We start from the raw sequence: 24,226 nt of genomic DNA, 5'->3' as shown, positions 1-24,226 counted from the left end.
GCGCAACAACATTCTCGCGCGGTCGGGGGTACAGGCTAACGTGCATGAGACACGTGCCGGTATCACCACGCCCGCGTGCAACACCCACGATGGCAGGAAGGTGAGCATCCGGTGAATGTCGCGCCCGACGAGCTGACCGGCAGCGAGCAAGCAGTGCTGCTGGTACTGATGGCCGAGTCGCGCCCGGTGCCCAACCCTGAGCTGGAACGGCTCGGGCCCAAACTCGACAAACCGCAGCGCGACCGGCTCAACCGGTTGGGCCTGATCGAGACCACCGGCACCCGGCCCCTCGTCCACGAACTGACCGATGCGGGCTGGGCGCTGTGCCGGGCGCTGTTCGGCGCCGACACCCCGCCCCGGTCCAGCGGCCAGGGCCGGGCCATGTACACCCTGCTCAACGCGTTGCACCGCTATTTCGAACACGCCGAACTCGTTCCGGCCGACGTGTTCCTGCCCGCAGAGGAGCCCACCGAGGAGCCCGCAGTGGAATCCACCCAGGTCCCCGGCGCCGGTCCCGAAGTCCAGCTGCGTACCGCCTATGCCGGTCTGACCAGCCGGCCCGGCGGCTGGGTCAGCCTGCTGCGGCTGCGCCAGGCCGTACCCGGGCTCGCCCGCCCAACCGTCGACGCCGCGCTGATCAGCCTCTATCAGCAACCCGGCGTCAGCCTGATCCCCGAGGAGAACCAGAAGGTGCTCACCCCTGCCGACCGCGAAGCCGCGGTGGAGATAGGCAACCAGGACAAGCACCTGATCGCGATCGAGTCCTGATGGAACTCTCACACCGCGAAGCGCTCAGCGCGCTCCGCCTCACCTGGGCGCCGACCGCCGACGACCTGTGGCACTCGCAGGGCGCGCTGCACGTGCGCGGCCTCCACGACCGGCCGATGGCCGACGTGATGGCCGCCTTCGGCGATGCCGAACGGGAAACCGACTCCAGCCCGCTGGGCGTCGTGGTCCGCGGCCCGGCCGGATCCGGCAAGACCCACCTGCTCGGCCAGGTGCGCGAGCAGGTGCAGACCGGCGGCGGATTCTTCTTCCTGGTCGAACTTCTCGATGCGGCCAGCTTCTGGCAGTCCGCCCGTGCGGGCATCCTGGAGAGCCTGGGCCGGCCCGGCAGCGAGCGCGAAACCCAACTCAAAGACCTGCTGTGGGAACTGTCCTCGGTGGCCCACATCTCCCGGGCCAATCGCCGGGCCGTGATCGGCGACGACGACCTGACACCCGAGATCCTCACCGACTTCGTCAACTCCCTGCACAAGGTCCACCGCCACACCGTCAAGCGCGCACACCACACCCTGCGCGCCCTGGTGCTGCTCGGCGCCGGCGATCTCGAGCTGCAGGACATCGGCGAGGCATACCTGACCGGCAGCGGCGAGAAGGAATCCTGGGGGCTGCCCGCACCGGTGCTCACCCCCCAGGAGTCGGTGCGCGACATCTCTCGGCTGATCGCGTTGGCCGGCCCCTCGGTGCTGGCCCTCGACCAGATCGACACGCTGCTGGCCCAGTCCATCGAGCGCACCGACACCGCCGCCGCCGACCCCGGCCGAGCTGCCCAGACAGCGGGCGATCTGGAACACGTCGCCCACGGGCTGATGTCGATCCGCCAGACCATGCGCCGCACGGTGGGCGTGGTGGCCTGCCTGCCGGCGGCGTGGGAGGCGATCCAGGACCGGGCCACCGCCACCGTCCAGGACCGGTTCCGTACCACCGCGCTACTGCAGGGCCTACCCACGCCCGAGGTCGGCCGTGCCATCCTGGAACGCCGGTTCACGTCCAGCTACGGGTCCATCGGATTCACCGCGCCGTATCCGAGCTGGCCGATCCTGCCGTCGGCATTCGACGAGGCGACCCAGTACACACCGCGCCAGCTGCTCAAGCGTGCCGACACCCATGTGCGCCGGTGCCTGGAGCACGACACGATCGAAGAACTCTCCCAACTCACCGGTGAGGTGGCCGAAACACACGGGCACACCGGCGGCGAGACAACCGCTCTGGGCGACACGGGAGAACTGGACCGCCGCTTCGCCGAGTACCGGAGCCGTGCCGTGACCGTCGCGGCGCTGGACCCCGACGGCGAGGACACCACGATGCCGGGTCTGCTCTCGGCCGCGCTGGATGCGTGGATCACCGAGCTCGGCGAGGTCGGACAGTCGTTCCGCCCGGATCCGCTCCCGGGACAACGCGTGGTGCTGCACGGACGGTTGCGCCAGACTCTCGATGCCGCCACCGACGACGAGCGGCACTGGGCATTTCGCGCCATCTCGTCCGGCAATGCCGTCGCCGTCCAGAACCGCGTCCGAAAAGCCTGGGAGGCAACGGGTTTCAACCCGGACCGGCGCAAACTCTTCCTGCTGCGCAACACCGGGTGGCCGAAGGGCGCCAAAACCGCCGTGATGATCGCCGAGTTCGAGGCGGCCGGCGGGCGGGTGCTGGCGATGAGTGAGGACGACGTGCGCACGATGACCGCGCTGCGCGACCTCATCGACGACAACCACCCGGACCTGCCCGAATGGCTGCGCCGCCGCAGGCCCGCCCACGGAATCGGCTGGCTGCGTGCCGCACTCGGAGACATCGCGGGCGATCCGCCGCCACCGGCCCAGATCGACGTGGAGGCCGAACTCGCGACCGGCCCGATACGTACCGAGCAGCCTGCGCCGGTGATCGAACACTCGCCCACCGCGATCACCCTCGGCCTGGACAGCACCGGCGGGCGCCCGGTGTCGGTCGACCTGGCGGCACTACGGAAGCACACCGCGATCTTCGCCGGCTCCGGGTCGGGCAAGACGGTGCTGATCCGGCGCCTCGTCGAGGAGTGCGCACTGCGGGGCGTGTCGTCGATCGTGCTCGACCCCAACAACGACCTGTCCCGGCTGGGCGCCCCCTGGCCCGAGAATCCCCCGGGCTGGCACCCGGCGGACGACGAGCGTGCCGACGCCTACCTCGACAACACCGAGGTCGTGGTGTGGACCCCGCGCCGGTCCACCGGTCGCCCGCTGTCCTTCCAGCCGCTCCCCGACTTCGCCAGCGTCATCGACGACGCCGACGAGTTCTCCGATGCCGTCGAATCCGCCGTCGCCGCACTCGAACCGCGCGCCCTGATCGCCGGTAACACCGCCAAGGCCGAACGCTCCCGGGCGGTGCTGCGCGAGGCCCTGCGGTTCTACGGGGCGAGCCCCTCGACCAGCCTCGAGGGCTTCATGGACCTGCTGGGCAATCTGCCCGTCGAAGTCAGTGCACTGGGCGGGGCGCAGAAACTGGCCGCCGAGCTGGCCCAGAACCTGCGCGCCGCGACCGTCAACGATCCGCTCTTCGGCGGCACCGGCACCGCCGCCGATCCCGGGATGCTGCTGACACCGTCCGCGGGCTACCGCGCGCGGGTGTCGGTCATCAGCATGGTCGGGCTGACCAGCGATCAGCAGCGCGAGGGGTTCGTCAACCAGCTGCAGATGGCGCTCTTCGCCTGGATCAAGCGCAACCCGGCCGGTGACCGCCCCCTGGGCGGGCTCCTCGTGATGGACGAGGCACAGAACTTCGCGCCGTCCAGTCACACCACCGCCTGCACGCACAGCACCTTGGCGCTGTCGTCGCAGGCCCGCAAGTACGGGTTGGGACTGGTGTTCGCCACGCAATCGCCGCGGGGTCTGCACAACCACATCCCGGGCAATGCCACCACGCAGTTCTACGGCCTGCTCAACTCCCCCGCCCAGATCGCGGTGGCCCGCGAGATGGCCCGGGTGAAGGGCGGTCACGTGCCCGACATCAGCAAGCTGCGTTCGGGCCAGTTCTACCTGGCCTTGGAAGGCGACAGCTTTCACAAGATCCAGACGCCATGGTGCCTGTCACACCACCCGCCCAGTCCGCCGACCACCGACGAGGTCCTCGCACTGGCGCAGCGGGAGTTGGCCGCGCGCTGAGCTGTCGGCCCGCGTGCGCTCAGAGCAGCGTCGCGCTGCCGTCGGCGTGAACCTGCACCTTCGCCCCGGCGATGTCCTCGGACATGGTCGCGGCCGCCTGTGACTCGTCGACGATCCGGGCCAGGGTGCGCGCGTCGTCAGGGGTCCGTACCGCAAGGAAAGCCCGCTCGGCGGTACCGTCCCGACCGACGGGCGTGGTCCAGGATTCGACGGTGCCGGTACCGGTGAACTCCACCAGCAGCTGACGTGTCGGCTCCGCGTCGACCTCGGATTGTACGTCCTGCCAACGGAATTCATGGGTCGGCGGCTCGGTGCCGTACACGCCGAAGCTGTGCTTGGTGAGGTAACCGCCGTTGGCGGTGATCAGCCCGCGGCTACCCGGATCGGCCACCAGTCGCTCGGCCATGGTCGCGATCGAGTGGGACACGTAGTTGTTCCACGGACCGCCCGCGAATGTCAGCCCGCCGGTGATCGTCAGCGGCCGCGACGGATCGTCCAGCGGCAGACCGATTTCGGCCGCCGCCACCTGCACAGCCGACGGAAAGCACGAGTACACGTCGACGAAGTCGATCTCGTCAAGACTCACACCGGCCAGTTCCAGCACCCGCCGACCGGCGATCCGGATCGCCGGCGAACGGTACAGCTCCGCACGCTCACCGATCGCATAGGTGTCGTGCGAATCGGTCCCGGCATACGGGAAAACCCAACGGTCGGAAGGGATCTGAAGATATGTTGCCTTCTCGACCGTGGTCAGGATCAGCACCGCGCCCTGGTCCACCATGTTGTTCGAGTTCATCAACTTGGTGTAGGGCCAGCTGATCATCCGGTTGTCCGGGCCGGGTTGCCAGATGTGCTCGGCGGGCACCGCCTCGGAACTCCAGGCATGCGGATTGTCGGCCGCTACCGCACTGAACCGTGACCACAGTGCGCCGATCCGCCTGCGGTGGTCCTCGCTGGACTCGCCCGCGGCGATGCGCAGCGCCTGTTCGAATATCGGATACACGTGGGCCGGGCGGTCGAGCTGGATCCGCATCTCGGCCTCACCGGCCATCGGCACACCCTCGTGCGCGCCCGGAGCCTCCGGCACCGATTCATCCTGGCGGGTCCAATCGGGCTTTTCGCCGCGGGCCCGCAGCCGGCTGCGCGTCCGCCAGGTCTCGGCGCCTCCGATGAGCACCACCTCTGCCCGTCCGCCGTGCAGATCCCGGCAGGCCTCGTTCACCAGAGTCTGCGGTACGTTGCCGCCCACCCCGGTGTAGCGCGTCGCGGCGTTGCGGGCGTGGATGCGTTGCGCCAACAGCAAACCCGGGTCCCGGTAGTGCCACGACAGCAGGTTGACGATCCGCACCGAGTCGACCGCCTCCAGCAACCGCGGATCCGCGGCGGCCCGGGCCGCCGCGACCATCAGATCGACGGGCTCGACGTCCGGCTTCTCGTCGCGTTGGTTGACCTGGCCGTAGCCCACCAGTACCGGGGTTCGCGGGTCGAGAGCGCTGGTGACCGTCATGCCCACGAACCTAGCCGACGCGGTATGCGGACCTCGGAATCCGGTCCGCGGCCGATCACTCGGCCCCATCGTGGCCGGGCGTTTCGCGTGCTGTTGGTTGACCGTTGCGCATTCGGGTAACCCGGATCGCGGGCGCCATTCACCGACACCGGCCACTATGGAGAACATGAGCGACGCGACCCTCTCACCGGCACTGACCGACACGGAACTCGACCAGCTCGACGCATACTGGCGTGCGGCCAATTACCTGTCCGTCGGCCAGATCTACCTTCTGGACAACCCATTGCTCGAAGAGCCGCTGGCCGCCGAGCACGTCAAACCGCGACTATTGGGCCACTGGGGCACCACCCCGGGACTGAATCTGCTCTACGCCCACCTGAACCGGATCATCCGCGAACGCGACGCGAACGTCATCTACATCACCGGCCCCGGCCACGGTGGTCCCGGACTGGTGGCCAACGCCTACCTCGAAGGCACCTACAGCGAGGTCTACACCGGTATCGGGCAGGACACCGATGGTCTGCGGAAGCTGTTCCGCCAGTTCTCGTTTCCCGGTGGGATTCCCAGCCACGTGGCCGCCGAGACACCCGGCTCCATCCACGAGGGCGGCGAACTCGGTTACGCCCTGGTGCACGCCTATGGCGCCGCATTCGACAATCCCGATCTGGTGGTGGCCTGTGTCGTCGGCGACGGTGAAGCCGAAACCGGCCCGCTCGCCGCGAGCTGGCATTCGAACAAGTTCCTCAACCCGGTCGTCGACGGCGCGGTGCTGCCGATCCTGCACCTCAACGGCTACAAGATCGCCAATCCCACAGTGCTGTCGCGCATTCCGGCCGAGGAGCTCGAATCACTGTTCTACGGCTACGGATACCGTCCCATCACCGTGGCCGGGGACGATCCGGCCAACGTCCACCAGCAGCTGGCCGCGGCCATGGACGAGGCATTCGACCAGATCGCGGCGATCCAACGCGCGGCCCGCCTCGACGGTGAGCCGGGCCGTCCGCTGTGGCCGATGATCATCCTGCGCACCCCCAAAGGCTGGACCGGCCCGCACGAAGTCGACGGGAAACCGGTCGAGGGCACGTGGCGCGCCCACCAGGTGCCGCTGTCGGAGACGCGGACCAACCCGTCACACATGGCGCAGCTCGAGACCTGGCTGCGCAGCTACCGGCCCGAGGAGCTGTTCGACGCCACCGGGGCGCTGCGGCCCGATCTACGCGCGCTGGCCCCCTCGGGTACTCGCCGGATGAGCGACAACCCGCACGCCAACGGTGGATTGCTGCTGCGCGACCTCGACCTACCGGACTTCACCGACTACGCCGTGCCCGTCCAGAGCCCGGGCACCGGGACCGCCGAAGCCACCCGGGTACTCGGCACGTTCCTGCGTGATGTCATCGCGGCCAATCCGGACCGCTTCCGCCTGATGGGCCCGGACGAGACCGCCTCCAACCGGCTGGGCGCGGTGCTGGAGAAGACCGACAAGGCCTGGCAGGCCGAAACCCTGCCCGTCGACGAGAACCTGGCCCCTGACGGCCGGGTGATGGAAGTGCTCTCCGAGCATCTCTGCCAAGGCTGGCTGGAGGGATACCTTCTGACCGGACGGCACGGGCTGTTCAACTGCTACGAGGCATTCGTCCACATCGTCGACTCCATGCTGAACCAGCACGCCAAGTGGTTGTCCAGCAGTTCGCACCTGACCTGGCGGCGGCCGATCGCCTCGCTGAACTATCTGCTGACCTCCCATGTGTGGCGCCAGGACCACAACGGCGCGTCGCATCAGGACCCGGGCTTCATCGACCACGTCGCCAACAAACGCCCCGAGGTGGTCCGCGTCTACCTGCCACCGGACGCCAACACCCTGCTGTCAGTAGCCGACCACTGCCTGCGCAGCCGGCAGTACGTCAACGTCATCGTGGCGGGCAAGCAACCGGCCCTGACGTATCTGACGATGGACGAGGCTGTCGCGCACTGCACCCGCGGTTTGGGGATCTGGGAGTGGGCGAGCAATACCACCGGGGAACCCGATGTGGTGCTCGCGTGTGCCGGTGACATCCCGACGCTGGAAACGGTGGCCGCCGCCGACATCCTGCGCCGCCGGCTTCCCGAGGTTAAGGTCCGCGTGGTCAACGTCGTCGACATCATGCGGCTGCAACCCGAGTCCGAACACCCCCACGGGTTGTCCGACCGCGAGTTCGATTCGATCTTCACCACGGACAAACCGATCATCTTCGCCTATCACGGCTACCCGTGGCTCATCCACCGGCTCGCCTACCGGCACACCAACCACGACCAACTCCACGTGCGCGGGTTCAAGGAGCGGGGCACCACGACCACGCCGTTCGACATGGTGATGCTCAACGACCTCGACCGGTTCCACCTGGTGATGGACGTGATCGACCGGGTCGAGGGGCTGGCCGTCAGCGCTGCCGGGTTGCGTCAGGAGATGGTCGACGCACGACTCGCCGCCCGTAGCTATACCCGCACCTACGGGGAGGACGATCCAGCCATCGCCAACTGGACCTGGGGCGCAGTGTGACCTGGGTAATTGCGCCGCGCCGGTACGATTGGCGAGTCATGTCTGATCAGAGCGCCGTGGCCGCGCATCCCCATCCGCTGGTGGCCCAGCTCTCGGCATTGCACCATTTCCGGATCTACGCCGACATCGGCATCGTCGTCGTCATCCTCACGCTGACCAACCTGATCGCGCACTTCACCACCCCGTGGGCGAGCATCGCCACCGTCCCGGCCGCCGCAGTCGCCCTGCTGATCCTGGTGCGGGCCCGCGGCCTGGGCTGGACCGAGCTGGGACTGGGCCGCGAACACTGGCGCTCCGGTGTCGGCTACGCGCTCGGCGCGGTCGCCCTCGTGGTGTCGGTGATCGCCATCGGGGCGGCGCTGCCGTGGACCAGGCCGATGTTCATGAACGACAACTACGCGACCATTTCAGGTGCGCTGCTCGCGTCGATGGTGATCATCCCGCTGCAGACCGTGATCCCCGAGGAGCTCGCGTTCCGTGGTGTGCTGCACGGAACCCTCAACCGCGCCTGGGGTTTTCGCGGCGTGGCCGCCGGCGGTTCGCTGTTGTTCGGTCTGTGGCACATCGCCAGTTCGCTCGGGCTGACGAGCGAGAACGTCGGCTTCACGCGACTGTTCGGCGGCGGCGTGGTCGGCATGATCGCCGGCGTCGTCCTGGCCGTGATCGCCACCGGCATCGCCGGCTTCGTGTTCACCTGGCTGCGTCGGCGCAGCGGCAGCCTGATCGCACCGATCGCCCTGCACTGGTCACTCAACGGGGTCGGCGCACTGGCCGCCGCCCTGGTGTGGCACCTGTCGACCTAACCGCCCGCACGCCTGCGCGCGCGGAACTCACGGTTCTTCAGCTTGTTCCCACACTCCGACATCACGCACCAGGTACCGCCATGGTTGCGCGACCGGTCATAGAACGCCCAGGTGCATTCGTCGTTCGCACACGCCTTGAGCCGTGCCCACGTGCCGTCGCGTTGCGCATCGCGCATCACCAGCAGCAGCTCGAGGAGGCGGTCGGCCACGGTCTGCCCCGCGGCTGACAACCGCACCTGCCCGTCAGGTTCCAGGCCGACGCGTGCGGTGGACGCGTCGGTGAGCTCCTGCAGCACGGCGAGATGATCGGCGGCGGGCGCCGGTCCCCCGGTGTTGTGAATCAGCAGCGCGCGCAATGCCTCGCGCACCTTGCGCACCAGATCCAGGTCGGCGGCCGTCGGCCTGGTCCCCGCGCCGAGCAAACCGTTGGCCTCCAGCCACGGTGCCGCATCGTCAGGATCGGCGAGCCGATCGGTTCCCGCCGGCAATTCGATGGTGTTGACCAGAGACTGAATCCGGGCCAGCGGCTCGGGCGCAGGCTTGCTCTCGGCGTCACCGGCCCATGTCGTCGTCATACCTCAAGCGTACCGCCGTGACCGCTGAATTGGTTTGACTAGTCATTCATGACCGGCGTACCGTCGTAGACAGTCACGCTTCTCGGACTCGGCACACGGAAACCTACGAGGTATCGCCATGAACGACAACCGAATTTCTGCCGCACCAGCGACCACATTCCGCCGAGCACCGATCCCCTGCCGCCCGTCCATCCGGGCCCGCCTGACCGCGCGTATCCGGTCGGGACGATTCGACGCCATGCTGGCCGTCGGCGCACCGACGCCCCCGGGCAGTGCGATCGCCGCGCGCGCGGCCAGGCTGACGTCACCCTCGGAACGGGAGGCGATCGCCCGCGTGCTGCGCCGCTGTGTGCGCGAAGCCGCGGACGACACGTTCCTGTGGTCATCACGAATCCCGTTGCACCGGAAGAACATCGCCGCTGCACGCCGGACGATCGACGCGATCACCCTACGGCTGCATTCGCCCGTGCCCGTCGACGCGCGCGGCATGGCCCGGCTCACCAGGGTGCTCAACGACGGGCTCGGACCGTTGTACGCATTCGGCCACGGCGATCTGAACGGCAGATTGGGCGCTGCGCTGGCCGCACTCTGAACTACACCCGCAGCACCGCCGCGCCCGAGATGCGGCCGGCGCTCAGATCGGCCAGCGCCTCATCGGCCCGGTCCAAGCCGTACACGGGGGTGCTGACCGCCATCCGGTGTTCCCCGGCGAACGCCAGGAAATCACGGGCGTCGGCGCGGGTATTGGCGGTGACCGACCGGATCTCGCGTTCCTGGAACACATGCCGTTGGTAGTTCAAGGCCGGAATGTCGGTGAGGTGGATGCCTGCGATCGCGAGCACGCCGCCGCGGTCGAGCGCCGCCATCGCGGGCAGCACCAGTTCCCCGACGGGGGCGAACAGTATCGCGGCGTCCAGCGGCTCCGGCGGCATGTCGGCGCTGCCCTGAGCCGACGAAGCCCCCAGCTCCAGAGCCAGTTCGCGGGCACGCTCACCCCGGGTCATCACATGTACCCGGGCCCCCTGAGCCAAGGCCACCTGAGCCGTGAGGTGCGCGCTGCCGCCGAAGCCGTATATTCCCAGCCGCCCGCCGGCCGGTAGGTCTGTGCGCAACAGTGCCCGGTATCCGATGATGCCCGCACACAACAGCGGGGCCAGCTCGACATCGGAATAGCCGGCGGGCAGCCGGAGTGCGAACGCAGCCGGAACGGTGGTGAATTCGGCATAGCCGCCGTCAGCGTCCCAACCGGTGTACCGCGAAGACGGACAGAGATTCTCCCGGCCGCGCAGGCAGTAAGCACATCGTCCGCACGTGTGCCGCAACCAGGCCACACCGACGCGATCGCCGGGTGCGAATCCGCCGCCGGTATCGGCACCGACCGCGAGCACCTCGCCGACGACCTCATGCCCGGGGATGACCCGGGGCCGGTGTACGGCCAGATCGCCTTCTGCCACATGCAGATCCGTACGACAGACCCCGCACGCCAACACCGCGACGAGCAATTCGTCAGGCCCGGGCTGCGGGCTGGGCAAGTTAACCCGTTGCAGCGGATGCGAACTCACCGGCCCCGGCCTGGCGACCTGCCAGGCCGTCATGGTCCCGGCGGGCCGGGTGGCCATGTCCCGAGCCGGTCAGCTGCGGTTGCGCACGAGTCCGACGATCCAGAGCAGGATCACCGATCCGAGAATCGCCGTGAACAGGGTGAACCACCAGCCGCCGGAAGCGGTATCGAGGAAGAAGCTGAGAAGGAATCCGCCGATGAGTGCACCGATCACACCGATGACGATGTTCATCAGGATGCCCGCGCCACCGCCCTTGACGATCTTGCCCGCGATCCATCCGGCGATAGCACCGATGATGATGTAGCCGATCCAGCCGACGCTCGTCTGCGTAGACGAACGAGCCAGGATTTCGGTAGCCGCCATCAAGTCCATTGCAGGTCTCCTGCCTGTCACTGGCTATGCCCAGCGGGCTCGCTGAGCCACACCCCAGGTGTACCTCCCGAACGTAACAATTCGGTTGGCCAATTGGGAACGATCAGCGTTCGACCCGGCGTCAGGCCGGTGGCTGCATCTCCGGCGGAGCGTTGGTGACCGGTACCGGCACCCCGACACCCGGACGGGGTGGCGGCGCGTTCGGGTCAGCCGGCGGCGGAGCCGCGTTGGGGTCCGCTGCCGGGGCCGCAGGCGGCGTCCACGGCCGGATCGAGTTGGCCAGCGTCGCGGCGGCCGCCTTGTCCACCGGGTGGCTGGCCGAGCCGAGCCAGACCACGAACCAGCGTTCCGGTGCGCGCTGCCCGCGCGGGGTGCCCGGGGCCGGCGGCGCGCCGACCACGCCGGCCCAGATCTGGCCGTTGGGCTTGTTGGTGTCGGTGAACTTCACTTCGTAGTACGAGGCGACGCCGGTGAGGCCGTTGGCGTCGAGTGGCACGGTTTCCTGGTTCACCCGGGTTCCGGGGAACGGCATGAAGAATTCGCCCATGTCGGACGCCAGGCGGACGGCCGCCTTGGCATTGTCGGCCTCGGCACCGGCGAACAGCTTGAGGTCGAGGCGCCCCAGCAGCACGCTGGTGTCGTTCGGCGGCTCAGGCGTGCCCTCCGGCGGAATCTTGGTCAACAACGCCTGCCCGTAGGACAACTGGGTCGCGTCGGACATCTTCCAGCCGCCGGGCACCACGTAGCTGAAGCCGCCCGCGGCGTTGTCCACGCGGCCCGGTTCCGGCGCCGGAGCGGGAGCACCGGGAGCGGGAGCCGGAGCGTTCGGATCGGCAGGCGCCGGTGCGGGTGCATTCGGGTCGACGGGAGCCGGGGCGGGCGCGGGGGCCGGAACCGGCGCATTGGGATCGACTGGTGCGGCAGGGGCCGGGGCACCGGGCGCGGCGGGGGCCGGGGCACCGGGAGCGGCAGCAGGCGCAGGTGCAGGTGCGGCCGGAGCGCCGGGCACTGCCGGCGCTGGGGCGGGCGCCGGGGGCGCCGGTACGGGATCCGCATAGGCGACCGCCGGCAGCGCTACGGCCGCGGCAGTCGCGCCGGTCATCGCAACCAGCGCCAGCTTGTTCGACAGACCCCTGCGCCGATGTGACATCGCGTCCGACTCGTCCATGGGAAAGAAACTACCGTGTTACGGCCGTGACGCAAGTGTGAGTTGCTCTTAGAGTGCCGAAAAGTGCGGTTGCGACAGATGAGATATGGGCAGCTAGAAAGCAACACATCCGGTTGCTGACACGTGGGCGCGTCGGGCGCCACGCCGGACCTGGCTACCCGCCTCCCGGACCGGTGCTACCGGTCCCCTCAACACATGATTCGGCCCTGCGCGGGCCTGCGTTACGCGGGACCCACAGTCACTGCGCATGCCCCGCGAGGTGAACGGCGACTTCCTGGGCCTTCACCGAGAAATACACCGTGTCGCCGGGTGCCAGCCGCAGCTCGGTGGCCGACTCCGCAGTGATATCGGCGGCCAGCCCGGGTGCACCGTCGGGTTGCTCGTCGGCCCGCACCCGGATGCCCGGCCCCCGGCTGTCGAGTTCGGCGACTGTCACAGCGACGGTGTTGCGCGGACTGCCGTGCGGCTCATCGCGGTACACCGAGACCGAGGCCGGCGAGAACACCGCGACCGCGGATGCACCGGGTGACAACTGGCCGGCGGGTGCGCCGTGCCAATGCGCACCCCAAGATGTGGCCAGAGCGCCATCGGCGGTGACCGTGCCACCGATCAGGTTCACCCCGGCGAACCGCGCCCCGAAGTGACTCTTTGGAGTCGCCAAAACCTCTGCAGCAGGACCACTTTCGACAATCCGTCCGCCGTCCACCACGATCACCCGGTCGGCCAGCGTGAGTACGTCCAGCAGGTCATGGGTGACCAGCACGGCGCACCTGCCCCCGCTCGCCAGCACCCGACGAAGCACCTTGCGCATCGACGCCGCCGCGGCCACGTCCAATCCGGCCAGCGGTTCATCGAGCAGTAGCACCTCGGGTTCGGCGGCCAATGCGCGCGCCAGCGCCACGCGCTGGGCCTGACCTCCCGACAAGCGGCGTGACCGCCGATCGGCCAAGTCGGTGGCATCAACGTCGGCCAACCACCGGTGAGCGCTCTCATGTGCAGCACCACGCCCCAGCCGGCGCCCACTGCGGGCACCGAATGCCACGTTGGCCAGCACGCTGAGATGCGGAAACAGCAGAGGTTCCTGCAACAACAACCCGACCCGGCGGTCATGTGTCGGCACGTGCACACCGGTTGCCGCGTCGCTCAGCACCCGATCCCCCACCTGGATGCGCCCGGCGTCCAGGCCGACCAATCCGGCGATCGAATGCAGGGTGGTCGACTTGCCTGCGCCGTTCGGGCCGAGCACAGCCAGCACCTCCCCGGCGGGCACGGCGAATTCCACTTCCAGGTCCCGATTCTCGACGACAGCGCGTACCTGCAGCGTCATGTCCAACCGCCCGCCCTCAACCGACGGCCCCCGAGCCCGATCACCACAACCGCCGCGACCACCACCAGCACCACCGACAACGCCACGGCGGCGTCGGCGTCGCTCTCGCGCTGCAGGTAGATCTCCAGCGGAAGGGTCCGGGTGACGCCCTGACGCGAGCCCGCGAATGTCAGCGTGGCGCCGAACTCACCGAGAGAACGCGCGAAGGCCAGCACGGCTCCCGAGATCAGACCGGGGCCCAGCAACGGCAGGGTCACGCGCCACCACACCGTGGTCGGCGATGCACCCAGCGTCGCCGCCACCACCTCGAAATCGGCGCCGGCGGTGCGGGCCGCCCCTTCCAGCGAGATGACCAGGAACGGCAGCGACACGAAGGTCTGCGCCAGCACGACCGCCACCGTGGTGAAGGCGATCTGTATCCCGGCGGCCTCCAGGTAACGGCCGACCAGCCCGAGCCTCCCGAATGCGTACAACAGCGCGATACCACCCACCACCGGCGGCAACACCAGCGGAAGCAGGATCAACGGCCGGACGATCCGGGTCACCAGACCTCCCGTGCGGGCCAGCACCAGCGCGAGCGGGACCCCGAACAGGACGCACAACGCCGTGCTGGCCAACGAGGTTTCCAGACTGAGCCTGAGCGCCGCCGTGGACGACGCACTCGAGATCAACGACCCGAAGCGCGGCCAGTCGACCTTTGCCACCATTGCCACCAGCGGCAGAACGACGAACATCGCCCCGGCGAATGCGGGAAAATATATCCAGCGCGGAAGCCGTGGCGGATTGGTCACCATGCAGCCTCGCCGACCACGTCGACGCAGGTGAGAGCGCTGGGTCGAATCATCTCCGCCACCTTATGTGAGCCGACATTGGGCGCGGCGGGTTTCGTGTCCTAGCTACTGTCCAGTAACATTGGCCGTTGGTCGCCCCCGTCCGGCGCGGCGATCCCCGGGTACATGGAGGTACATCATGGCGGAGGTGCTGGTCACCGGCGGCGACACCGAACTCGGCCGCACGATCGCGGCAGCTTTCCTCGACGCAGGCCACAACGTGGTCATCGCGGGCGCCCGCCGCGAAGATCTGGAGTTGGCCGCCAAACAGCTCGACGTCGCGTCGGTCGTGTTCGACAACACCGATGCCTCCAGTCTCGAGAGCGCCCGGGCATTGTTCCCGCACCACCTCGACACCCTGGTCAACGTCCCCGCTCCGCTGTTCGAGTCCAAGGACCCCCGCACGTTCACGCTGACCGATCTGGCCACCGCCTGGCGCAACGCCCTGGATGCCACCGTGGTCTCGGCAGTGCTGACCGTGCAGATCGTCGGCGATCACCTGCGCTCGGGCGGTTCCGTCATCAACGTCGTGCCGGCAAGCCCGCGTGACGGCAGCGCCGAAGCTGCGGTCAAGGCAGCGCTCAGCGATTGGACGGCCGGTCAGGCCTCCTACTTCGGCACCCGCGGAATCACCGTCAACGCCATTGCCCCCGGCCTGTCCGCCGAGCCCGGCTACGACGGCCTGGTTAGCACGCCTCCGTCGGTCGCCGATGAATTCGCCCGCCTCGCATTGTTTTTGAGCACACCGGCGGCTCGCCACATCACGGGTCAGACCATGCACGTCAGCCGCGGCGCGATGGCGACCCTCGGCTGAGAGGGTTACGGTTGACGGAGTGACGATCCGACTCGCACTCCAGATACCCAATTTCTCCTACGGCACCGGGGTTTCCGAACTCTTCCCCACCGTCATCGCGCAAGCACAGGAAGCTGAAGCTGCCGGCTTCGACTCCGTCTTCGTGATGGACCACTTCTATCAGCTGCCAGGTCTCGGCACGCCCGACCAACCGATGCTGGAGGCCTACACCGCGCTCGGCGCGCTGGCCACCGCGACCGAGGCCGTCCAGCTCGGCACCCTGGTCACCGGCAATACCTACCGGAATCCGACCCTGCTGGCCAAGGCGATCACCACGCTCGACGTGATCAGCCAGGGCCGTGCCATCCTCGGAATCGGCACCGGCTGGTTCGAACTCGAGCACGATCAGCTCGGCTACGAATTCGGCACCTTCACCGAACGCTTCGACAAACTCGGCGAAGCCCTGCAGATCATCCTGCCGATGCTCGCCGGCGAGCGGCCGACCTTCACCGGCAAGTACTACCGCACGCAGGAGGCGATGGCCAATCCCCGTTTCCGCGAACACATTCCGTTGATGATCGGCGGCAGCGGCGAGAAGAAGACCATTCCGCTCGCGGCACGGCACTTCGATCACCTCAACATCATCGCCAACTTCGACGAGCTGCCGCGCAAAGTCGAGGTGGCCCAACAGCAGTGCGAAGCGATCGACCGCGACCCGGCGACGCTGGAAACCAGTGTGCTGCTCACCGCGCTCATCGACGAGAACGCGACCGTCGATGCGGTGCCCGAAGCATTCAGGCAGCGCACCGTCGCCGGTAGCCCCGAGCGCATCGCCGAGCAGATCCAGACGAAGGTGCTCGACGCTGGCATCGGCGGCGTGGTGCTCAACCTGCCGACTCAGCTGCACGGTTACCGTCCCGGCGATATCGCTGCGGTCGGCGAAGTCTTGAAACCACTCATATCCGGGTAAACATTCGGTTTGGTTGGCCATCTCACCGCACCCGTGGGAATGGCGCCGACTAACCTATCGGTTGTATCGAGTGGCAAACACGTCCGCGAGGAGCAGCAATGAGCCATCCCGGAGCTACGGCGTCGGATCGGCATAAGGTAGTCATCATCGGATCGGGTTTCGGCGGTCTGACCGCCGCGAAGACCCTGAAACGTGCCGACGTCGACGTCAAGCTGATCGCCCGCACCACCCACCACCTGTTCCAGCCGCTGCTGTACCAGGTGGCCACCGGCATCATCTCCGAAGGCGAGATCGCCCCGGCCACGCGCGTGATCCTGCGGAAGCAGAAGAACGCCCAGGTGCTGTTGGGTGATGTCACCCACATCGATCTGGAGAACCAGACCGTGGATTCGGTGTTGCTCGGACACACCTATTCCACGCCGTACGACAGCCTGATCATCGCGGCCGGCGCCGGGCAGTCCTACTTCGGCAACGATCATTTCGCCGAGTTCGCTCCAGGCATGAAGTCGATCGACGACGCGCTGGAACTCCGTGGCCGTATCCTCGGCGCGTTCGAACAGGCCGAGCGTTCCAGCGATCCGGTGCGCCGCGCCAAGCTCCTGACCTTCACCGTGGTGGGCGCGGGTCCGACCGGTGTCGAAATGGCCGGGCAGATCGCCGAATTGGCCGATCAGACACTGCGCGGCAGCTTCCGGCACATCGATCCCACCGAGGCCCGGGTGATCCTGCTCGACGCCGCACCGGCGGTGCTGCCGCCGATGGGCGAGAAGCTGGGCAAACGGGCCCAGGAACGGCTGGAGAAGATGGGGGTCGAGGTTCAACTCGGCGCCATGGTGACCGACGTCGACCGCAACGGGCTGACGGTCAAGGATTCCGACGGCACGCTGCGACGCATCGAATCGGCCTGCAAGGTCTGGTCTGCCGGTGTCTCGGCCAGCCCGCTGGGCAAGGATCTGGCCGAGCAGTCCGGTGTGGAGCTGGATCGCGCCGGCCGGGTGAAGGTGGCACCCGATCTGACAATCCCGGGCCATCCCAATGTGTTCGTGGTCGGCGACATGGCCGCCGTCGACGGCGTGCCCGGCGTTGCGCAGGGCGCGATCCAGGGCGGTCGCTACGCGGCCAAGCTGATCAAGCGTGAGGTCGCAGGCACCAGCCCGAAGATCCGAGCCCCGTTCGAATACTTCGACAAGGGCTCGATGGCCACGGTGTCGCGTTTCTCGGCGGTGGCCAAGGTGGGGCCGGTTGAGTTCTCCGGATTCTTCGCGTGGGTCTGCTGGCTGGTGCTGCACCTGGTGTACATCGTCGGGTTCAAGAGCCGGCTGGTGACGGTGCTGTCGTGGGGTGTGACGTTCCTGAGCACCAAACGCGGACAGCTCACCATCACCGAGCAGCAGGCCTATGCCCGCACCAGGATCGAAGAACTCGAAGAGATCGCGGCGGCCGTACAGGAAACCGAGAAGGCGGCGTCCTAGCCTTCTGAGCGTTCGGCACCCTCGGGCGGCAGCCGGTCCCCTTGCCAGGTGGCCAGGCTGCCGCCGCGGGCCAGCGCGAGAACGGTTCCGCGGGCGTCGAATGACGTTGCGGGATAGCGCAGTTCACTCGCACAAGCCCTTGGCGCCACCAGCACGTCATCACCCACTGCGCCGCACCCGAGTTCGATGCGATGACGCAACAGTGGCGTCGAGCCGACGTCGGCATGCAAACTGGACGACCAGAATCCTTGCCGTTCACCGGATCTGCCGATCTGCACCCGCTCCCGGAAGCGGATCTGTGCCGACTCGGTGAGGTGCAGCCGGGTCGTGGTGTGATGCACCGAACCACCGGCCACCACGGTGGGTTGCGGATCGAGATCCAACTGCCCGGCCACATCGAGCTCCCACTGTGCCGCCGACTCCGGCGTGTGGCCGCCGGGGAGCACCATCGTCGCCGCGGCGGTCCGGATCCGTAGCCGGGCCCCGGCTTCCACCACGAGCCGCACCGTGACGGTGTCACCGCCCAGCGGGGTGGCCGCCGTGGAGATCAGATGCACCGTATCGGGTTCGGTGCAGCGTCCGGCCAGCCCGCCGCGCGCCTCGATCCGCGGCAACCGCCCCGGCGAGGCCGTGATGACGACGTGGGTCTGCATCACGCGGACGAGGCCTGCGCGACCTTCAGCTGCTCACGCACCCACGCCAGAACCGGCCCCGCGGACGGATCATCGGTCAGCGAGATGAGCGCCGTCGGCCGGTGTGCGCGGACCGCGGCCGCGTCGCGGCGCATCACCTCCAGGTCGGCACCCACCAGCGGTGCCAGATCGGTCTTGTTCACCACCAACAGGTCCGAGTACGTCACGCCCGGCCCACCCTTGCGCGGCACCTTGTCTCCCCCGGCCACATCGATGACGAAGATCTGCACGTCCACCAGACCCGACGAGAACGTCGCGGTCAGGTTGTCGCCACCGGACTCGACGAGGATCAGGTCCAGTGCCGGGTTCGCCTCGACCAGGTCGTCGATCGCATCGAGATTGGCGGTGATGTCGTCACGGATCGCGGTATGCGGGCATCCACCCGTCTGCACCGCCGCGATGCGCTCGTCCGGCAGAACCGCGTGCCTGCGCAGGAAGTCGGCATCCTCGGTCGTGTAGATGTCGTTGGTCAACACCGCCAGCGACAGCTCGTCGCGCAACTGCCGGCACAACGCCGCCACGAGCGCGGTCTTCCCGGATCCGACCGGGCCGCCGACGCCGATGCGCAGCGGCTCGCCCGGCAGGCGCACGCGTTTTGGCCGGTCGGCGTGGGTGTGCGGTTCGCCGTCGAGGAAATGCGGTGGCATGGTGGACCTTTCGAGTGCTTGGCAGACAGATTCAGGAGACGAACAACGGCCGGTCGCGTTCGGTGTGCCGTTGCGCCAGGACGTCGAGCAAGGGATCGGACAGGTCGGCCGGCCCGGAAGCCGCCTCAGCCGCCACCGCGTCACACAACCCGGACAGCTCGAAGGTCAGCGCCGCGACATCGGCGGGGTCCAATGCGAGCAAGCGCTGCGCGGCGGTGGCCGACCCGGTCATGGTGGTGTAGACCACCGACAGCGCGGTCTGGGCCGGATCCAGCCCTGCGGCCGTGCCGACCGCCCCGGCCGCAACCGGCAGATGGGGCCGAGGCCCGAGCGCGTCCCACGACTGCTGGGGCCAGACCCGCCTGGCCAGCCGGACCAGCCCGCGGCCCTGTGCCCGCGAGGCGTCGCGGGCTGCCGGAGCCGGTGTGCGGGCGTCGGTCTCGGCATCGGCACACCGGATGTCCATAGCCCCGGTCTGTACCGCCACCGCCATCGAGGCGGCAACCAGCCCGCTGGTGCGGATGCGCCGGACCAGGTAGGCGCGCAACGTGGCGGCGTCGGTGAGCAGGCCGCTGGTGACCGCCTCTTCGACACCACCGGAGTGCACGTGCCCGCCGGTCGGCAATCTCGAGTCGGCCAGGGTCAGAAGCGTTGCCAGGCTGGTCATCTAGAACAGGAAGTATCGCTGGGCCATGGGCAGCTCGGCCGCGGGTTGTTCCTGCCACACCTGCCCGTCGATCCGAACCGTGAAGGTGTCCGGCTCGACCTCGATGTGGGGCAGCGCGTCGTTGAGCGGCATCCGGGCCTTGCCGATCTGCCGGACATTCTTGACCGCGGCCAGTTTTCGGCGGACATCGAGACGGTCCGCCAGGCCGTCCTCGATCGCCTGCGGCGACACGAAATGCACCGACGTGGCGGCTGCGGCGGCCGGGGCCGCGCCGAACATGGGCCGCGGGAGAACGGGCTGCGGGGTGGGAATCGACGCGTTGGCATCACCCATCGCTGCCCAGGCGATCATGCCGCCCTTGAGCACCGCGTGCGGCCGCACCCCGAAGAACGCGGGTTCCCACAACACCAGATCGGCGAGCTTGCCGACCTCGACCGAGCCGACCTCGTCGTCGAGGCCGTGTGCGATGGCGGGGCAGATGGTGTATTTCGCGACATATCGGCGGACGCGATTGTTGTCGGCACCCCCCGCATCCCCCTCCAGGGCACCGCGCCTGCGCTTCATCACGTGTGCGGTCTGCCAGGTTCGCAGCACCACCTCGCCGACCCGGCCCATCGCCTGCGAGTCGCTGCCGATCATCGAGATGGCGCCGATGTCGTGCAACAGATCCTCGGCCGCGATGGTCGACGGCCGGATCCGGCTCTCGGCGAATGCCAGATCCTCCGGCACGCTCGGATTCAGGTGATGACAGACCATGAGCATGTCGAGGTGCTCGTCGAGTGTGTTGACCGTGTGCGGACGGGTCGGATTGGTCGAGCTGGGAAGCACATTCGGGTGTGAGGCGACCGTGATGATGTCCGGTGCGTGTCCGCCGCCGGCACCCTCTGTGTGGTACGCGTGGATGCCGCGGCCCTTGATGGCGGCCAGGGTGTCCTCGACGAAGCCGGCCTCATTCAGGGTGTCGGTGTGGATGTTGACCTGCACCCCGGCGGCTTCGGCGACCGTGAGGCAGGCATCGATGGCCGCCGGCGTGGTGCCCCAGTCCTCGTGCAGCTTGAATCCTGCCGCGCCACCGCGCAACTGCTCCCACATCGCCTCGGAACTGACCGTGTTGCCCTTGCCGAGCAGCGCGACGTTCAGCGGCCAGGAGTCCAGAGATTCCAGCATCCTGGCCAGGTGCCAGGCGCCGGGTGTGACCGTGGTCGCCTTGCTGCCCTCGGCCGGTCCGGTACCCCCGGCCACGATGGTGGTGATGCCGCCGCCGATGGCCTCTTCCATGATCTGCGGACAGATCAGGTGCACGTGGCAGTCGATCGCGCCTGCGGTCAGGATGCGACCGTTGCCCGCGATGATCTCGGTCGACGGACCGACGACCAGATCGGGGTGCACACCGGTCATGATGTCCGGATTGCCGGCCTTGCCGATGGCCACGATACGGCCGTCGCGGATCCCGATGTCGGCCTTGATGATTCCCCAGTGATCGATGATCACCGCGCCCGTGATGACAGTGTCGGGTGCGCCGTCGGCGCGGGTCGCCCTCGACTGCCCCATCGACTCGCGAAGGACCTTGCCGCCGCCGAACACCGCCTCGTCACCGGCCAGGCCGGGGCCGCCACTGCGATCCTCGGTGATCTCGATGAACAGATCGGTGTCGGCCAGCCTGATCCGGTCACCCGTGGTGGGGCCGAACAGCGCGGCGTAGCGGGCACGGGTCAACTCGGTCATGCGGATCCCAATCGGCCGGGCGGGTCGAGACTGATGCCGTGAACCTCGCGAGCGCCGCCCAGCGGCACCAACGAGACACGCTGGGCCACACCGGGTTCGAAGCGAACCGCGGTGCCGGCCGGAATGTCGAGCCGATGACCGCGGGCGGCGGTCCGGTCGAAGTCCAGGGCCGCGTTGGCCTGCGGCAGATGAACGTGACTGCCGACCTGCACCGGTCGATCACCGGTGTTGACCACATCGATAATCAACCGTGGTGCACCGGCATTGAGCGCAATAGCACCCTCACCGAACACGACCTCACCTGGAATCATCGACGTCTAGGCGATCGGGTTGTGGACGGTGACCAGTTTGGTTCCGTCGGGAAAGGTGGCCTCGACCTGGACGTCGTGCAGCATCTCGGGCACTCCCTCCATGACCTCTGCGCGAGTCAGCACATCGCGTCCGCTCACCATCAACTCGGCGACCGTGCGACCGTCACGAGCGCCTTCCAACAGGTGATCGGTGATCACCGCGACGGCCTCGGGATGGTTGAGCAGCAAGCCGCGAGCCTGTCTGCGCCGCGCCAGGTCGGCGGCATATGAGATGAGCAGTCGATCCTGCTCATGCGGGGTCAAACGCATAGTGCGCGATATTGCCACGCCGAGCGGGGTTCGGCAGCGCTCGGTGTGCCCGCTCGGCCGGCAGGCCCGCCCGCTACTCGGGGACGTTCTGCAGCCGCACCTGGCCGCGGGCCACGGGCTTGCCATTCTCGTCGGTGATGGTGATCAGCCACAGCTGCTGGCGCCGGCCCCGGTGAATCGGCTCGGAAACTGCAGTGACCGTCCCGGATCCGATCGCGCGCAGAAAATCGGTGTTGTTGTTGACCCCGACCACGGTGCCGCCGCCGTTCTCCGACAGCCAGATATGGCCGGAAACACTGGCCAGACTTTCGACGATCGAGCAGTACACCCCACCGTGCACGATGCCCCAGGGCTGCAGCAGCTTGTCGTGAATCGTCAACTGCGCGCGGCCGCCGTCGGGAGTGAGCTCGAGATAGGTCAGGCCCAGTTCGGTGTCGAAACCTTTGCCCAGGCCTTCAGGGGAATCAGTGGTCACAACCCTCGTGTCTACACGCCGTATTGCCACAAAGATGCGGGCGGGTCCCGCGTGTCAAACGCGGGACCCGCCCTCGAGCGGACCGGGGGTCTCTGCAGCCCTCAGGACTCCGGCGCGGTCCGTTAGCCTCGTATCTACATAATAGGCAAGGCTTCCCTAATTTAACAAGACCTTCCCTGCGCGGCCGCAGCCGCGGACCGGCAGACCGAACCCCACGAGCGCATCGAGCACCGCCTGACCCCGCCGCATGCTCACCACCTCGCTGGACCCGGCCAGCAGCGGGACCTGCGTCGCCGCCCCCACGACGGCCGCCCCCACCATGTGCCACATCGCAGCGACCGACATCGCGCCCTCACTGATCTGGACCAGCCGCGCGAACAACGGCTCAAGCGCGCGATGACTGCGATGGGCCACCCAGGTGGTCAGCGCAGCCTCGCTGGGCAACGCGACTATCCCGTCATGGGACGCACTCGCGAACCGAACGGCGCGGCCGGAGTAGTACGGATCCTCGGGCAGGCCGCGCAGGGTCGGATCGACGACGCCGACCCAGTCGATCGCGCCTTCCGAATCGACGTGGACCCACAGGTTCTCCAGCCCCGTGTCCCACGCGCGTCCTTCCAGCACCAGCAGCGGCACCACCCGCCCGATCACCACATGGATGAACGTGGCGGCCAACTGCTGGGCGACCGCGGCAGAATTACCCGTCTCGGCCATTGCGGCGTCGAACATGCCTTGCAACCGATCCGCGGACAACGCCTCGGCCAGCGGCCACCACCGCCGGCGCGACAGGTCGCCCACCACGGCCACGCCGTAGACCCGCGGGCACTCGGGGTACAGCTCACGTAGGCGCCGGCTCGATTCGTGCAGCGGCAGCGTCCGCTCGATGGCCATGCCCGCGATCAGCGGGTCTTCGATCAAGACAGTCATGCCACCTCCGAAGGCTCCAGTTTCACTTAGGTTAGCCTTACTATAGTCAGGTGACCGATGAGAGCCACCCCCTGTGACTCGATTCACAACCGACGCCACATATGGCGCTGACCTTGCCCTAAACCGCTGTACACGGCAGTTCGAGCGCCTTCGCCAAAGGCATACGACGCGCGGTAGTAAACCCGTAGTACGCTGGCTTTACTGCTCAGGAGAGTGAACGGAACATGGCCAAATTGACGCGTCTCGGGGACCTTGAGCGTGAGGTGATGGATCACCTGTGGTCCGCACCCGAACCCCAAACAGTGCGCCAAGTCCATGAGGCGCTCGCCGCCCGCCGTGACTTGGCCTACACCACGATCATGACCGTGCTGCAACGACTGGCGAAGAAGAACCTCGTCGTACAGCACCGCGATGACCGCGCACACCGCTATGCGCCCACCCACGGGCGCGACGAGCTGGTCGCGGGCCTGATGGTCGACGCGCTCGACCAGGCCTCGGACTCTGGCAGCCGCCAGGCCGCGCTCGTCCATTTCGTCGAGAGAGTCGGTGCCGACGAAGCCCGGGCCTTGCGCCGGGCACTGGCCGAACTGGAGAGCAAGCACGAGCTGCCCCCACCGGCTGGTAATTCGGGCACCGCCTGAGAG

24 protein-coding genes are annotated in these 24,226 nt (G+C 68.0%); 9 read left to right on the top strand and 15 right to left on the bottom strand.

Annotation, left to right across the window (positions count from 1 at the left end):
* Positions 1 to 111: 111 nt before the first annotated feature.
* Together H977_RS0119415 and H977_RS0119410 are read left to right on the top strand one after the other, a co-directional pair.
* On the top strand, positions 112 to 768 hold the full coding sequence (locus H977_RS0119415) for a hypothetical protein (protein ID WP_029109414.1): 657 nt from the start codon (positions 112 to 114) through the stop codon (positions 766 to 768).
* Entirely contained in the window at positions 768 to 3,914 is a 3,147-nt protein-coding gene (locus H977_RS0119410) for a helicase HerA domain-containing protein (protein WP_029109413.1), read from the top strand. Before H977_RS0119415 ends, H977_RS0119410 begins: the two co-directional genes overlap by 1 nt.
* Positions 3,915 to 3,933: 19 nt before the next feature.
* Here H977_RS0119410 and H977_RS0119405 read toward each other — a convergent pair whose 3' ends face one another.
* Positions 3,934 to 5,421, bottom strand: a complete 1,488-nt coding sequence (locus H977_RS0119405; protein ID WP_029109412.1) for an acetyl-CoA acetyltransferase — start codon at positions 5,419 to 5,421, stop codon at positions 3,934 to 3,936.
* Positions 5,422 to 5,587: 166 nt separating this feature from the next.
* Here H977_RS0119405 and H977_RS0119400 point away from each other — a divergent pair, with 166 nt between their 5' ends.
* Positions 5,588 to 7,957, top strand: a complete 2,370-nt coding sequence (locus H977_RS0119400) for a phosphoketolase family protein (RefSeq protein ID WP_029109411.1) — start codon at positions 5,588 to 5,590, stop codon at positions 7,955 to 7,957.
* 38 nt (positions 7,958 to 7,995) lie between these two features.
* The gene (locus H977_RS0119395) at positions 7,996 to 8,760 is read left to right on the top strand and encodes a CPBP family intramembrane glutamic endopeptidase (RefSeq protein ID WP_029109410.1); all 765 of its coding nucleotides are present in this window, start codon (positions 7,996 to 7,998) and stop codon (positions 8,758 to 8,760) included.
* Here H977_RS0119395 and H977_RS0119390 read toward each other — a convergent pair.
* Complete coding sequence (locus H977_RS0119390; RefSeq protein WP_029109409.1) at positions 8,757 to 9,335, bottom strand: CGNR zinc finger domain-containing protein; 579 nt, start codon at positions 9,333 to 9,335, stop codon at positions 8,757 to 8,759. The genes H977_RS0119395 and H977_RS0119390 overlap by 4 nt on opposite strands.
* 118 nt (positions 9,336 to 9,453) lie before the next feature.
* Here H977_RS0119390 and H977_RS0119385 point away from each other — a divergent pair, with 118 nt between their 5' ends.
* Entirely contained in the window at positions 9,454 to 9,927 is a 474-nt protein-coding gene (locus H977_RS0119385; RefSeq protein ID WP_029109408.1) for a hypothetical protein, read from the top strand.
* Between the two features lies 1 nt (position 9,928).
* Here the strand turns inward: H977_RS0119385 and H977_RS0119380 are convergent, their stop codons facing one another.
* The 5 genes from H977_RS0119380 to H977_RS0119360 all read right to left on the bottom strand — a co-directional run bounded on the left by H977_RS0119380 (position 9,929) and on the right by H977_RS0119360 (position 14,558).
* Positions 9,929 to 10,954 (bottom strand): zinc-binding alcohol dehydrogenase family protein, encoded by a 1,026-nt coding sequence (locus tag H977_RS0119380; RefSeq protein WP_196808276.1) that lies wholly within the window; start codon positions 10,952 to 10,954, stop codon positions 9,929 to 9,931.
* A 12-nt stretch (positions 10,955 to 10,966) separates the two neighbouring features.
* Entirely contained in the window at positions 10,967 to 11,269 is a 303-nt protein-coding gene (locus H977_RS0119375) for a GlsB/YeaQ/YmgE family stress response membrane protein (RefSeq protein ID WP_029109406.1), read from the bottom strand.
* 121 nt (positions 11,270 to 11,390) lie between these two features.
* The gene (locus H977_RS0119370; protein ID WP_029109405.1) at positions 11,391 to 12,437 is read right to left on the bottom strand and encodes an alanine and proline-rich secreted protein Apa; all 1,047 of its coding nucleotides are present in this window, start codon (positions 12,435 to 12,437) and stop codon (positions 11,391 to 11,393) included.
* Between the two features lie 238 nt (positions 12,438 to 12,675).
* Positions 12,676 to 13,764 (bottom strand): sulfate/molybdate ABC transporter ATP-binding protein, encoded by a 1,089-nt coding sequence (locus tag H977_RS0119365; RefSeq protein ID WP_029109404.1) that lies wholly within the window; start codon positions 13,762 to 13,764, stop codon positions 12,676 to 12,678.
* Positions 13,761 to 14,558 carry an ABC transporter permease gene (locus H977_RS0119360; RefSeq protein WP_036476458.1) on the bottom strand — a complete coding sequence of 266 codons (798 nt, stop codon included), beginning with the start codon at positions 14,556 to 14,558 and terminating at the stop codon, positions 13,761 to 13,763. Before H977_RS0119360 ends, H977_RS0119365 begins: the two co-directional genes overlap by 4 nt.
* 175 nt (positions 14,559 to 14,733) lie before the next feature.
* Between H977_RS0119360 and H977_RS0119355 the strand changes: the two genes are divergently transcribed.
* The 3 genes from H977_RS0119355 (at position 14,734) to H977_RS0119345 (ending at position 17,829) form a co-directional block, all read left to right on the top strand.
* Complete coding sequence (locus H977_RS0119355) at positions 14,734 to 15,408, top strand: SDR family oxidoreductase (protein ID WP_029109402.1); 675 nt, start codon at positions 14,734 to 14,736, stop codon at positions 15,406 to 15,408.
* 19 nt (positions 15,409 to 15,427) lie between these two features.
* Positions 15,428 to 16,357, top strand: a complete 930-nt coding sequence (locus H977_RS0119350; protein WP_029109401.1) for an LLM class F420-dependent oxidoreductase — start codon at positions 15,428 to 15,430, stop codon at positions 16,355 to 16,357.
* Between the two features lie 98 nt (positions 16,358 to 16,455).
* Positions 16,456 to 17,829 carry an NAD(P)/FAD-dependent oxidoreductase gene (locus tag H977_RS0119345; protein ID WP_029109400.1) on the top strand — a complete coding sequence of 458 codons (1,374 nt, stop codon included), beginning with the start codon at positions 16,456 to 16,458 and terminating at the stop codon, positions 17,827 to 17,829.
* Here H977_RS0119345 and H977_RS0119340 read toward each other — a convergent pair.
* From H977_RS0119340 to H977_RS0119305, 8 genes are all read right to left on the bottom strand, one after another.
* The gene (locus H977_RS0119340; protein WP_029109399.1) at positions 17,826 to 18,482 is read right to left on the bottom strand and encodes an urease accessory protein UreD; all 657 of its coding nucleotides are present in this window, start codon (positions 18,480 to 18,482) and stop codon (positions 17,826 to 17,828) included. The genes H977_RS0119345 and H977_RS0119340 overlap by 4 nt on opposite strands.
* Positions 18,482 to 19,168: an urease accessory protein UreG gene (gene ureG / locus H977_RS0119335; protein ID WP_029109398.1), complete on the bottom strand. Its 687-nt coding sequence runs from the start codon at positions 19,166 to 19,168 to the stop codon at positions 18,482 to 18,484. Before ureG ends, H977_RS0119340 begins: the two co-directional genes overlap by 1 nt.
* Before the next feature lie 31 nt (positions 19,169 to 19,199).
* Positions 19,200 to 19,835, bottom strand: coding sequence for an urease accessory protein UreF (locus H977_RS0119330; protein ID WP_029109397.1), 636 nt, complete (start codon positions 19,833 to 19,835; stop codon positions 19,200 to 19,202).
* Positions 19,836 to 21,560, bottom strand: a complete 1,725-nt coding sequence (locus H977_RS0119325; RefSeq protein WP_029109396.1) for an urease subunit alpha — start codon at positions 21,558 to 21,560, stop codon at positions 19,836 to 19,838.
* Complete coding sequence (locus H977_RS0119320) at positions 21,557 to 21,871, bottom strand: urease subunit beta (protein WP_029109395.1); 315 nt, start codon at positions 21,869 to 21,871, stop codon at positions 21,557 to 21,559. The genes H977_RS0119325 and H977_RS0119320 overlap by 4 nt, the downstream gene beginning before the upstream one ends.
* 6 nt (positions 21,872 to 21,877) lie before the next feature.
* Complete coding sequence (locus H977_RS0119315) at positions 21,878 to 22,180, bottom strand: urease subunit gamma (protein ID WP_029109394.1); 303 nt, start codon at positions 22,178 to 22,180, stop codon at positions 21,878 to 21,880.
* Positions 22,181 to 22,253: 73 nt separating this feature from the next.
* Entirely contained in the window at positions 22,254 to 22,655 is a 402-nt protein-coding gene (locus H977_RS0119310) for a PaaI family thioesterase (RefSeq protein WP_029109393.1), read from the bottom strand.
* Positions 22,656 to 22,811: 156 nt separating this feature from the next.
* Positions 22,812 to 23,582 carry a hypothetical protein gene (locus tag H977_RS0119305; RefSeq protein WP_029109392.1) on the bottom strand — a complete coding sequence of 257 codons (771 nt, stop codon included), beginning with the start codon at positions 23,580 to 23,582 and terminating at the stop codon, positions 22,812 to 22,814.
* Positions 23,583 to 23,806: 224 nt separating this feature from the next.
* Here H977_RS0119305 and H977_RS0119300 point away from each other — a divergent pair, with 224 nt between their 5' ends.
* The gene (locus H977_RS0119300) at positions 23,807 to 24,223 is read left to right on the top strand and encodes a BlaI/MecI/CopY family transcriptional regulator (protein ID WP_029109391.1); all 417 of its coding nucleotides are present in this window, start codon (positions 23,807 to 23,809) and stop codon (positions 24,221 to 24,223) included.
* Positions 24,224 to 24,226 lie beyond the last annotated feature (3 nt).

Source organism: Mycobacterium sp. URHD0025 (genome assembly GCF_000426065.1).
Lineage (GTDB): Bacteria > Actinomycetota > Actinomycetes > Mycobacteriales > Mycobacteriaceae > Mycobacterium.
Note: the sequence above shows the minus strand (reverse complement) of the source record. Positions and strands in the feature narration are given on the sequence as shown.